The sequence below is a fragment of the Lentzea sp. NPDC004782 genome (assembly GCF_040609115.1).
Classification (GTDB): Bacteria; Actinomycetota; Actinomycetes; order Mycobacteriales; family Pseudonocardiaceae; genus Lentzea.
In genome coordinates this window covers 21,545-34,399 of sequence record NZ_JBEXJN010000065.1, presented here as the reverse complement: position 1 = coordinate 34,399, position 12,855 = coordinate 21,545, and the positions used below count along the sequence as shown (strand labels likewise).

Genomic DNA, 12,855 nt, shown 5'->3' with positions numbered 1-12,855 from the left:
ACCTGCGATGACTGCACTCACCGACCGGCTCACCACGATCGCCGACGAAGACGAACTGTTCGACACCTTCTCCCACTGGGCGGCCGAACGCGGCCTCGCGCTGTACCCGGCGCAGGAGGAGGCGGTCATCGAGCTCGTCTCCGGCGCGAACGTCATCCTCAGCACGCCGACCGGGTCGGGCAAGTCGCTGGTGGCCATCGGTGCCCACCTCGTCGCCATGGCGGGCAACCAGCGCAGCTTCTACACCGCGCCGATCAAGGCGCTGGTCTCGGAGAAGTTCTTCGCGCTGTGCGAGGTGTTCGGGCCGGAGAACGTCGGCATGATGACCGGCGACGCCAGCGTCAACGACCAGGCGCCCATCATCTGCTGCACCGCGGAGATCCTCGCGAACATCGCGTTGCGCGACGGCGCGCAGGCCGACGTCGGCCAGGTCGTGATGGACGAGTTCCACTTCTACAGCGAGCCCGACCGCGGCTGGGCGTGGCAGGTGCCGCTGATCGAGCTGCCGCAGGCCCAGTTCCTGCTGATGTCGGCGACGCTCGGCGACGTCACGTTCTTCGAGAAGGACCTGACCCGGCGCACCGGCCGCCCGACCGCGGTGGTCCGCTCGGCGCAGCGCCCGGTGCCGCTCAACTTCCAGTACGTCTCCACGCCGTTGCACGAGACGATCGAGGACCTGCTGCACGGCCGTGAGGCGCCGATCTACGTCGTGCACTTCACCCAGGCCGCCGCTTTGGAGCGCGCGCAGTCGCTGATGAGCATCAACGTCTGCTCGAAGCAGGAGAAGGAAGAGATCGCGTCGGCGATCGGCAACTTCCGGTTCTCCGCCGGGTTCGGCAAGACGCTGTCGCGGCTGGTGAGGCACGGCATCGGCGTGCACCACGCGGGCATGCTGCCCAAGTACCGCCGTCTGGTCGAACAGCTCGCGCAGGCCGGTCTGCTGAAGGTCATCTGCGGCACGGACACCCTCGGCGTCGGCATCAACGTGCCGATCCGCACGGTCGTGTTCACGGCGCTGTCGAAGTACGACGGCACGCGCACCCGGATCCTGAAGGCCCGCGAGTTCCACCAGATCGCCGGACGGGCGGGCCGCGCGGGCTACGACACCGTCGGCACGGTCGTCGTGCAGGCGCCCGAGCACGAGGTGGAGAACCTCAAGGCGCTGGCGAAGGCGGGTGACGACCCGAAGAAGCGCCGCAAGGTCGTCCGCAAGAAGGCCCCCGACGGGTTCGTGTCGTGGAGCGAGACGACGTTCGAACGGCTCGTCGGCGCCGAACCGGAGCCGCTGACGTCGTCGTTCCAGGTCTCGCACGCGATGCTGCTGAACGTGATCGGCCGTCCCGGCGGCGGTGCGTTCGCGGCCATGCGGCACCTGCTGGAGGACAACCACGAGGACCGCCCGAAGCAGCTCAAGCACATCAAGCGCGCGCTGGCGATGTACAGGGCGCTGGTCGCGGCGGGCGTGGTCGAGCGCGTCGGCGACGACTTCCGGCTCACCGTCGACCTGCAGTTCAACTTCGCGCTGAACCAGCCGCTGTCGCCGTTCGCGCTGGCCGCGATCGAGCTGCTCGACCGCGAGGCGCCGGGCTACGCGCTCGACGTGCTGTCCGTGATCGAGTCCACTTTGGACGACCCGCGGCAGATCCTGGGCGCGCAGGAGCACAAGGCGCGCGGCGAGGCGATCGGCGCGATGAAGGCCGACGGCATCGAGTACGACCAGCGGATGGAGCTGCTGGAGGAGGTCACGTACCCGAAGCCGCTCGCCGAGCTGCTGGACGCGGCGTTCCTGACCTACCGGCGCGGCCACCCGTGGGTCGGCGACTACTCGTTGTCCCCCAAGGCCGTCGTGCGCGACATGTACGAGCGCGCGATGACGTTCACCGAGTACGTGTCGTTCTACGGTCTCGCACGCTCCGAGGGCCTCGTTCTGCGGTACCTCGCCGACGCCTACAAGGCGCTGTCGCAGACGGTGCCGGAGGAGGCGAAGACCGAGGAGCTGCAGGACCTGATCTCGTGGCTGGGCGAGCTGGTGCGCCAGGTCGACTCGTCGCTGATCGACGAGTGGGAGAAGCTCACGAACCCGGACGCACCGGTCGAGGAGGTGCGCGCAGACCTGCCGCCCGCGGTCACGAGCAACGTCCGCGCGTTCCGCGTGCTGGTCCGCAACGCGCTGTTCCGCCGCGTCGAGCTGGCCGCGAAACGCGACTGGTACTCGCTGGGCGAGCTCGACCACGAGTCGGGCTGGACGGCCAAGGAGTGGATGGACGCCCTGGAGCCGTACTTCGAGGAGCACTCGGACATCGGCACGGGCCCCAACGCGCGCGGCCCGGCGTTCCTGATCATCAACGTCGAGCGCGAGCGCTGGGTGTGCCGCCAGATCTTCGAGGACCCGGCGGGCGACAAGGACTGGGGCTTCAACGCCGAGGTCGACCTGGCGGCGTCGGACGAGCTGGGCGAGGCGGTCGTGGTCGTCACCGACGTCGGCCGCCTCTGACGCTCTACTCCGGTTCCCACTCGATGAGCTGGTCGATCACCCGCACGTCGCCTTCGAGCTTCACCGTGTCCGGCTTGATGCGGCCGTAGAACCAGAGAAGCAGGTCGCCGGCCGGACCGGTGCCGGACACGTCGGCGGTGCCGTCGGCGGGCCCGATCCGGGCGCCGTCCGCGTCGAACCGGACGCTCCAGGAGCGGCCCTCGGTGACGTGGTAGTGCAGCGTGGCCGGCTCGTGCGGCCACGCGCTCGTCGTGGACACGCAGGTGTGGAGGAACTCGTCCACACCGTCGAGCGCCACCTCGTCCGGCAGCGGCCGCGGGTCGCCGACGGTGACCTGGGCGTCGTAGGTGTGGATCGCGAGCTCCTGCACCTGGCGCCGGGCGACGGCGGCACAGGTGGCCGGCGACTGCGAGTCGCCCCAGCCCACCCAGCTCCGGCGGTCCGGTCCCGCCTCCTTCAGCGCGTCCAGCAGCTGTCGCGCCGACTCGGCGAGCCAGGCGTCCAGCGCCTCGCGGTCCTCCGGTGCGGCGGGGCCGTCGTACACCGCCTTGGCCGTGGCCTCGGGTCCCGCGGCGATGGTGGCGGCCCAGGCACGCCGTCCCCCGCCGATGTGGTTGACCAGGTCGTGGAGCGTCCACTCCGGGCAGGTCGGCACCTGCACGTCGAGACTGGGAGCGGAGGAGACGGCGGACCGGAAGGCGGTGGAGCGTTCGTCGATCAGCCGCAGCAGATCGGAGAACCCGAGAGTGTTGTGCACGGCGGGTGTCTACCACCCCGTTCCGCTACGCACACCTCAATTTGGCGAAGGCTCGTGCCTCTTCGAGGCAGAGGTCGCTCCACCGCGCGAGATCACCGGCCGCCCGCCGCCGCACGTGCCCCGGTGCCTTGGTGTCGCGCATCACGCCCAGCGCCGTGACCGCCGCCCGTTCCCGGTAGTCCCGCCGCAACGCGACCATCGCCTCGGCGGCCCTGATCCGCACGACCGGCTGCTCGTCGTTCGTCATGGCCTGCAACGCCCGTGCGCCCTCTTCGGGCTCGAACACACCAATCGTCTGATGCAGCCTTATGCGCTGCAACGGCTTATCGACCTTCGCGGCCCGCAGAAACCGCATGACCTCCGCGCGCAGGTCCGGCCTGATCTTCCCGACCACGCTCGCGGCCTCCACCCGCGCCATCACCGGAAGACTCTCGTCTGCCATGAGGTTCCGGAGCACCCCGACCCCGCGTTCCCGTCCCTTGGCCCCGAACTCGGTCAACGTCTCACCGGCCCGCCACCTCAACGCCGGGCTCATCGCGGAATCACCACCGATCGCCTCCAGCACGTCCGCACCGGCGGCCCGATCAGCGATGTCGTACTCGCGCAACAGCTTCGCCGCCCGCCACCGCGTCGCCGGTCGCCGGTTGCTCAGCATCGCGCGCACCACACCGATCTCGCCCCGCGCCTGCGCCAGCTCCATCCGCTGCTCGTCGGACCGCGGCTCGATCCCGTCCTCGACCGTCCACACCAGACGGAACGCCCGCCACCTCTCCCGCCACGGCCTCGTGTTGTCCGCGATGGTGGCTCGTGCGCCGGCACGCACCCGGCTGCTCCAGCGCGGACCGAGCTTGGCCAGTTCCTCCTGACCACGCACACCCAGGTCACCCAGCGTCGCGGTGGCCTCGGCGACGAACCGCGACGACAGGTGGGCCAGCGTTGCTGCCGCGGCGACCCGTTCGGCGTGAGTGCTTTCCGGAGCGGCGAGCACGTCGCGGACCGCAGCCTCGGTCTCACGCCGCAGGGGTCGGTATCCCCATCGGTCCAAGTCCGGTACCCGGTGCTCCAGCGCGATCGACCTGTCGGCGAGCATCCTCCGCTGCTCCGCCAACCGGTGTTTCCTTTCCATACAACCGACCGCGACCTTCCGCTCAGCGGCTCCGCACGCCGGATCCTGAGCGAGAGCGCCCGCCAGGAAGTCGGTGGCGATGCTCACGTGGTAGGTCATGCGGTGCAGTCGGGGAATCGCCGACACCCGTTCGGACACCGTCAGATCAGGGTTGGACGTGACTTGACGCAGCTGATCCACAGCAACGGACATCGCCGCCATGTCGAGCACTTGCGCGCGGTACGCCGAACCGCACCTGGTGACGATCGCCTCTGTCGCATCGGTCCTGACGCGCCGGTGATACTCGATCACCAGCGGCAGCTGGTCGTCGCGGTGCTTCGCCAGTGTCTCCAGCGCGTCCGCGCGGAGCTCGCGTTCCAGGTACTCGTCGTCCGCGTGTCGATGGAGGAGGTCCGTCGCCTCACACCGACCCAACGTGACCAAGGCGCTGAGGGCTCGCATCCGATACGCCACAGGAACGTCCACGTCAGCGGTGATCGCGCGCAGCCGTGGCACCAGATCGACGCCAAGCATCGTCAACACGCACAGGTCTTGATCCCAGTGATACCGCCGGGCACGGTGATCGCGGAGCACCACGTCCGCCGCAGCATCCGCGAGCTCCGGCCGCATCGCCGCGACCAGAACGGCGGATCTGATGCGGTGCTCTGGTTCAGCGTCGTCATCGAACAGGATGGATCGGACAGCTGTGAGAAGCTCGGCTGTGCTCCCGCAGGGCATCCTCTGCATCGCCGCCGCGGTCTCCACCACCACGGCGGAAGTGCTGTCGCCGGACAGCGCGCGTTCAGACAGAACCCGCGCGATCTCCGCCCGCAACACCTCCGCGACATCCGCGAACGCTCCCAGCCAATCGTCCAGGTACTTCGCGGGGAGTGCTTCCGACCGGATCAGATCGATCACTCCGCGCATCACAGTGCGGTGAAAAGGTTGTCCGAACACGATGAGACTGCGCGCGACGAACCTGCGCCACTGCTCGTCCCTGGTGTCGTCCTCGAGGACCCTGAGCAACACGTCCGCCGTGGCCTGGAAGTCGTCGAAGTCGGCTTTCACGAACATCGCCCCGAACGGTGGTGTTCGGTCGTCCTCATCGGCGGTGGCGACCATCCGGATCAGGGCCGCGGCCGCCTCCGCGCGAAACCCGGTGTCGAGCCTGGCGAGGTTTCGCCACGCCGACACCTTCACCTCGGGGCTGAACCGTTGCCGGGCCAGCGCGCGGAGATGACCGGCGACCTCCTCGTGGAACTCGGGGCCGAGATCGATGAGCAGGTTGGCGGCCTGGTTTCGCCGATCCAGCTCGATCCGCTCGTCGGTGAGGCTCGCCCGCAGCCCAGCCACCGCTCGCGGGCGGAGTGACTGGTCGCTGGAGGCCACCACACCGAGTGCACCCTCATGCTCCCAGTACATCGCGTAATGGTGAGCTGTCGCCTCGCCGAGCCGCATCAGGTGGCCGAACGCTTCCGCTCGGTAGTCCGGACTGATCTCGCCCAGTTCCTTGGCCGCCCAGAAGACCGCGTTCACGTCGGCCGCGACCAGACCGATCACGCGGCGCATGAGCGCCGCCGCCCGCTCTCGGTGTTCCCACCCGCATTGCTTGAGCATCAAGCCGTACCGCCAAAGGTAGTGAGACGGCTCTCCCGGTGCTTCCACCAGGTCGAGGAGGTGCTTCGCCGCCAGAGCCCGGTGGGTCGGCCCGAGGCTTGCCAGCGCGCCCGCCGCGTCGGCTCGCTCCCATGGCTCCAACCACACATCGCGTGCACGGCTGATGAGCGCCTCCACCCCCATCGCGACATGGCGGGATCCCAGGGCGCCGAGCGCCTCGGCAGCCGGCACGAACAACGTCGAACTGGTTCGCAACACACCGACGAGGACCTCGGCACAGCGGTCCGCGTGCTCCACCGCGATCTCGATGAGGCCTCGTGCCGCCTCGACCAACCGCTGCGGCGGGGCCTCGGGATCGTCCAGTGCGGCCAGGAGCGCGGAGGTGGCGTGCGCACGGGCAGCGCCACCGAACGTCGACAGCACCAGGGCGGCGTCGTGGTGTTCGCGAGGCGTCGCGAGCGGGTCGGCGAGAATCGCGCACAGGGCCTGCTCGGCCACCGCCTGGTGGGCCTTGCCGCACTCCGACAACGCTTCGGCGGCGACGAGCCGGTGTTCGACCTGGCCGCTCACGTCACTCACGACGGAGTGCAGAAGGTCAAGGGCAGCTTGCTCGTGAGCGCCTCGCAGACGGGTGGCCAGAGCCGCAGCGGCCTCGACCCGGCTGATCCAGGGTGCGCGGGAGTCGTCCATCAGGCCGGCCAGCCAGTCGGCGAGGCCGGGGTGGTGGGTGGCGCGGCTCGCCCCGGCCAGGATGTCGTAGGCGTTGTAGTGGGTGGTCATCGCCCAGCCGCGCACGGTGGCGAGGAAGGTGTCGATGACGTCGGGGCGGGCGGGCAGGTGGCCGGCGAGCAGACGGGCGGCCAGGAGGTGTTGTTCGGAGTCGCCCGCGTTCAGGGTGCGGAGGAGCTCGTCGGCCTGGTCGGGGTGCAGGCGGCCGTAGTGCAGCAGGACGCGGCGGGCGTGACGGCCGTGTTCGCGTGGGCGGGCGGCGTGCAGGAGGTGGGCGAAGTCCAGGTGGTCCGCGGTGAAGCGGTCGGGCAGGCGGCGGGCTTTGGCGGTGGCGGCGAGGTGGTCGGCGAAGCTGTGGTGCAGGAACTGCACGTCGTCGGCGCGCAGCGTGAACGGGCCGACCGCGGTCAGGAAGCGGACGAGGTCGTCCTCCCATTCGCCCGGCACGTGTTCGGTGGCCCACTGGCGTGCGGCGTTCAGCAGGGACGTGTCGGCGTCCACGCGGACCAGGCCGAGGTGTTCGAGCAGGGCGTCGCGGTGGGCGTCGAGCGGGCTCGGGCGGTGCGGGTGACCGGTGCGCAGGTACCGCAGATAGGCCTCGTAGAGCTCGAACTGGTTGTCGGGCAACGGGTGTTCGCGGCGCTGCTCGAAGATGATCGCCGCGATGGTCGCGAGGAGGGGCACCCGCACCAGTTCGTCGAGGTAGGCCTTGCGGATCTGGCGCAGGAAGCTCGTGGCGGCGTCGCCGTCGTCGGAGAACCAGCTCGCCGCGAACGTCCGCAGCGCCGCCTCGTCGAACGGCTGCAGCTCGTAGCGCACAGCGCCGATGCGTTGCAGTGGCGCCAGCACACCGCCTTCGACCGGGCGGGTGGTGAGCACGATCCGGTAGACCTCGCCCGACGCCGCCCACCCGGCCAGCGCGTGCACGAGGTCCTCGCGGTCGGCGGGCGAGGTGACCTCGTCGAGGCCGTCGACGAGCAGGAGCCAGCGACAGCCGGACACGCGGTCCTCGAAGTGCGCCGGGTCGATCGCGCACTTCAGCCGCACGTTGTACTCGGCCCGCGCACTCGCGGCCAGCGCCTCGGCGAACGGCACGTCGAGGCGCGCGGCGAGCTCCCGAGCGGGCAGCCGCAACGGCACCACGCGTTCGGTCACCGGCGCGGCCCCTCCGCCAGACCAGCTCAGCGCGAGGTCCGCGGCCAGCCGCAACGTGAGCGTGGACTTGCCCTGCCCCGGCCCGCCGGTGATGACCAGGTGGTCGTCGGTCTCGAGCGCCTCGCGCACGGTCCGCGACGGCGGGCGCACGGACGTCCGCACCCGCGGGGTCGTGGACACGTCGACGAGCTGACCGTGCCCGTCGACCATCGGCCGCGGCCGTGCCTCGTCGGACGCGAGCTCGTCGCCGCCGCTGCCGAGGTCCTGCCGCACGTAGACGGTGGACAGCGACGGCGTTCGCGCCCCGCGCAACCGGTACGGCAGCTGTTCGGCCATCAGGATCTGCGCCCGCATCAGCGAGCCGACCTCCGTCGGGGCGGCTCTGCCCGCCCCGACGGTGACGTGCATGTCGCCGTGAATCTCGCCAACCTGCACCACGTTGGTGGCGTCGCCCACGAACTCTGAGGTCATGCCCGACCCCCTGCCGTGCTCGTTCGGCCTCGAAGGTTCCAGCTACCGTACCCGGAACCCGTGCCGGACCAGTCGACGCGCAGGTGCAGTGACTTGAGACCGCGCAGCGCGGGCTCGGGCCGGAACTCGGGCTGACCGGCCTCGGGGTCCAGGCGGATGCCGGGGACCCGTCACGGCGCCGACGGCGCGGGCGCGGTCGTAGGCGCCGGTGGTGAGCACGGCACGCGGGTCGCAATTGTCCACTATGGACCGGAAAGCGACCAGGTCCGGACCGAGGCGCACGGGGTTCGGCGGGTACACCGGCCCCGGGACGACGCCCGCGGCGAGGCAGCCGAGGAGGGCGCGCACGAAGTCCGGTCCGGGCGGGCAGACCAGCAGCGCGCGGCCGCCGGGACGGAAGCCCAGTCTCGCAGCGCACCGGCGATGGCGGACGCGGCCTCGCCGGCGCCGGCGGCGTGGTCGAGCGACGCGCTGGTTTTCATCCTGATACCCGATCTGACCGCGGGAACTTTCGGCGGCGGAAAGGTAGCAACGCTCGGCTCGGCAACGGAACCCCGCAGTACCCGAAGAGAGCAATCGTTGTCACAACAAGACAACTTCCTTGACAGAAGTGAACGTGAACATTCGACATAAACCCCATCTCACGCCACTGAGCTGCGAAAACAACCTGTCCAGATGGTCACCAAATGAGACTGCAATGCACACTGCCGTTGCGGTACCGTTCTGGACACAAAGCCGGAGAATGGGGTTGAGTACCGTGCTGCTGGAACTCGTGTCCGCAAGAACAGGATGGCCGGTCGCACTTCTCACGGCGGAACTCGACCTCACCGCGGATCTGCGCCTCGGCTCACTCGCGAGGGTCGAATTGCTCGCCGCACTGCGCGCCCGCACGCCCGGCCTGCCGGAGATCGCCGTCGCGGACGTCCTCGGCTTCCGCACGCTCGGCGAGCTGCACGCCGCGGTCGAGGGCCGCCCGCACCGGACCCGGCACGTGCGAACGGCGGTGGAACGCACCGCACCCGGACTGCGCACCGCGGACCTGGACGGCACGCTCGTGATCACCGACGACGGTCGTGGCACCGCACACGAGGTCCGTGCGATCCTTGCCGCACAAGGGTTGCCGGCGACGGTGGTCGGCGAGGTCCCGCACGGCGCGACGGGGGTGATCTTCCTCGGCGGCCTGCGCGACGACGTGACCGGCGTGCACGCCGAAGCCCTGCACGCCGCCCGCGAGGAGCGACGGCTCTTCATCACCGTGCAGGACACCGGCGGCGACTTCGGCCGGAGCGGCACGACCAGGGAACAGGCGGCCGGCCTGGCCGGACTGGCCCGCCGCCTCAGAACCGAATGGCCCGGCAGCACGATCCGCGCGCTCGACGTCCCGAGAGGCCCGCGCACGGCCGAGCACATCACCGCAGAGCTGCTGCGCGGCGGCGCCGACGAAGCCGTGGGTTACCTCGACGACGTCCGCCACGAGTTGATCACCGTGCGGGCGCAGCTGCCGGCCCCGGACGGCACCGGTCACGGCGTGATCGTCGCGACCGCGGCCTTCCCCGGGCTCGTCACGCTCGCCCGCGAGCTCAAACCGAAGATCGTGCTGCTGAGCGTTCGCGACGGGGCCGCCGTCAAACGCGCGATCCTCAACCACACCGACGATCTGCGCGTCACGCGCCCGGAACACCTCGGCGCCGTGCGCGCCGAGTGGGGCCCGATCACCGGAATCGTCCACAACGCCACCACGACTCCGTGGTCCGCCCTCGAAACCGCTCTCGCCGCGACAGGTCCCGTCGCCGAGGTGTGCGTCGTCCTGGGCCAACCGGACGACCGCGCGCTCGCGATGACCAACGAGACGCTGACGTGCCGCGCGGCCACGCGCGGCTGGTCGACGGTCATCGCGGACGACGAGGCACTCGTCAGCGCGTTCACCGCCCAGAGCGCGATCCAGCTCGTCCCGGAGCCCGAGCGGCACGACTTCCGCGCCGAGGTCCGCCCGAGCCCGCTCACCGACGAGTCGCACAGCCCGCTCTCGTGGCTGATCGAGTGGTTCGTCGCCGCGTCCGGCGCGACCGGCCTGCGCGAGGTGTCCCTGCTGCGCGATCCCGGTACCGGAACCGGTCCGATCACCGTGCGCGGTCGCGGAAAGCGGCTCGCACTCGTCTCGAATCTCACGCACGGCTGGGCTTTCGTCGCCGCGCCCCACCCACCGACGCGTCCTCAGGCGAACCCGTCCATCACCGTCCGTGGCGCCCGGGCTCTCGGCTGGCCGTTGCCCGACGGCCGCACCGACCCGGCGGCGACGGACGAATGCCTGCGGCTCGCGGCGAAATGGGCGGGCGGGGAGTTCGGCGGCACGGCGGTCGCGAAAAGCGTGCGCGAGGTCCGCGTGCACCGCACGGGACTCCTTTCCGGGACCGCGACGGCAGCGTTGTCCGCCGGACGAGTGCACGACGGGCACGCCGAGTGCGACGTTCTGCTGACCGACGCCGACGGCACGGCGCGACTGGAGCTGCTCGGCGTGCGGCTGCTGCGCCACCCGCGCTGATTCGAAAACCCTGTATGAACCCGAACGACTGAACTTCGGACACGAACACCCACACCGGCGGCACCGCACTGCAGCAAAAGAGTTAATACATCCGACGAGAAGTAGCTCGACCGGGGAACGCAATGCCGTGATTGATGCGACCCAGGACACACCGATTCGGACCAACACCCGGAGCGCCACCTGGCCTACCAGGCACGTAGAACCGACACCGCGCCGACCGCCACCGGCCAAACGCCGAAACCAGTTCATTTCAGTCTCTCGCCATAAGAGCGCACCAGTTGAGACAGCGCCTGTTGAGACGGAATGGAGGCGCGATTGACCGGGTGCTCCCGCTGGGGCAACATCATTGCGCTGGACCACTGCGGTCGAGATATGGTGTTGCTCAGTGGGGGTAATTGTCTCCCCGACGGGAGGAATCGTGGACCCGGCACTGGACGCTTTGCGCGACCGGCTGGCGGAGATCATCGCGTCACCGCCGGACAACACCGACGACCTCGTCGACACGCTGAGCGGTCTCGCCAAGCTCTCGAACCAGTGGTCCGAGGCGATCCAGGCGTTGCGCGCGCCCACCCGCAGGCTCATCGGACCGGCCGCGGCCGCGTCGGTGAGCGTCGCCGCCCGCCGCGCCGAGGAGTCGTTCATCGAACTGGAGATCACGCTCGGTGACGCCCTGGCGGCCCAGCCGCGGGCCGTGCGCCATCCCTGAGCCGGCCCCGGCCGGCCGCACCGTGCCGCAAGCCTGACCAGACGCGTGCACGCTGTGTAGTAGCGGTTTCCGTCTGCCTCCCGAGACACACCCGATCGGAGGGTTCCCGCACCTCCTCCGCCTGGCGGATGATGCGCCCGACCGGGGTTCGCTGGGGGGCGGAGGGGGTGGCGGCATGCGCGCTTCGGGCAACCGGACCCCCACGGCGGGTCACCCTCCGTGAGGGTGCATGATCGCGTATCCGACGCCCTCGGCTCACCAGGCGCGCGATGACCGAGCGTGGTCTAATCGCCGCCACGTGAGGATCGGCCGTACACAGTTTGGACTCGATCTCGAATGACCTCAGGTCTGCCCTGCCCCCTCTGCGAGGGGCCGGATCGACGTGGCAGCCTCGAGCGCTCCCTGCGGGTGCTCGCCGTCGACGACGAGGCACCCGCGCTGGAAGACCTCGTGTACCTGTTGCGCTCCGATCCCCGCATCGCCCACGTGGAAGCGGTCACCGACGCCACGAAGGCGCTTCGGGTGCTGCACCGCGCGATGGACGCCGGGCAGCCGCTGGACGCGGTGTTCCTCGACATCCGCATGCCGGGCCTCGACGGTCTCGACCTCGCCCGCGTGCTCTCCCGGTTCGCGCAGCCTCCGCCCGTCGTGTTCGTGACGGCGCACCAGCAGCCGGCGGTGGAGGCGTTCGAGCTCAAGGCCCTCGACTACCTGCTCAAGCCGGTGCGCCAGGAACGGCTCGCCGAGTCCGTGCACCGCATCGTGCACGAGGTCTGGGACTCCAAGACCCCCGCCGAACCCACCGCCCCCGCGCCCGCGCAGCCGTCGAACGCCACGCCGCCGGAGATGGGTGACGAGGTCATCCCCGTCGAGCTCGGTGGCGTCACGCGGTTCATCCGCCTCGCCGACATCCGGTACGTGGAGGCGCACGGCGACTACGCCCGTCTGCACACCGCGACCGGCAGCGGTCTCGTGCGCGCGGCGCTGAACGGTCTCGAAGAACGCTGGCGCAGCGCGGGATTCGTGCGCATCCACCGCAGCCACCTGGTGTCGCTCGGCCACATCGACGAGCTGCGGCTGGAGGACGGCCACCTCAGCGTCACGATCGGCGGCGCGGTGCTGCCGGTCAGCCGCCGGCACGCGAGGCACCTGCGGCAGCTGCTCGTGCGGCGGGCCCGGCCGACCCCGGTGTCCGGTCAGACGACGACCGCCGGTGTCGCGCAACCGAGGAACGGGCTCGGGTCGTGACGACACCGCCACCCCAGAACGGACCGGCGCC

Annotated in this window: 6 protein-coding genes; 4 read left to right on the top strand and 2 right to left on the bottom strand. The window is 70.3% G+C overall.

Going from position 1 to position 12,855, the window contains the following annotated elements:
• Positions 1–7: 7 nt before the first annotated feature.
• On the top strand, positions 8–2,494 hold the full coding sequence (locus tag ABZV40_RS39095; RefSeq protein WP_355453930.1) for a DUF3516 domain-containing protein: 2,487 nt from the start codon (positions 8–10) through the stop codon (positions 2,492–2,494).
• A 4-nt stretch (positions 2,495–2,498) separates the two neighbouring features.
• Here the strand turns inward: ABZV40_RS39095 and ABZV40_RS39090 are convergent, their stop codons facing one another.
• Positions 2,499–3,251, bottom strand: coding sequence for a maleylpyruvate isomerase family mycothiol-dependent enzyme (locus ABZV40_RS39090; RefSeq protein WP_355453927.1), 753 nt, complete (start codon positions 3,249–3,251; stop codon positions 2,499–2,501).
• A gap of 25 nt (positions 3,252–3,276) precedes the next feature.
• Positions 3,277–8,328, bottom strand: a complete 5,052-nt coding sequence (locus ABZV40_RS39085) for an NACHT domain-containing protein (RefSeq protein ID WP_355453924.1) — start codon at positions 8,326–8,328, stop codon at positions 3,277–3,279.
• Positions 8,329–9,070: 742 nt separating this feature from the next.
• Here ABZV40_RS39085 and ABZV40_RS39080 point away from each other — a divergent pair.
• From ABZV40_RS39080 to ABZV40_RS39070, 3 genes are all read left to right on the top strand, one after another.
• Positions 9,071–10,870: a hypothetical protein gene (locus ABZV40_RS39080; RefSeq protein WP_355453921.1), complete on the top strand. Its 1,800-nt coding sequence runs from the start codon at positions 9,071–9,073 to the stop codon at positions 10,868–10,870.
• A 418-nt stretch (positions 10,871–11,288) separates the two neighbouring features.
• Positions 11,289–11,576 carry a hypothetical protein gene (locus ABZV40_RS39075; protein WP_355453918.1) on the top strand — a complete coding sequence of 96 codons (288 nt, stop codon included), beginning with the start codon at positions 11,289–11,291 and terminating at the stop codon, positions 11,574–11,576.
• Positions 11,577–11,912: 336 nt separating this feature from the next.
• Entirely contained in the window at positions 11,913–12,824 is a 912-nt protein-coding gene (locus ABZV40_RS39070; protein ID WP_355453915.1) for a LytTR family DNA-binding domain-containing protein, read from the top strand.
• Positions 12,825–12,855 lie beyond the last annotated feature (31 nt).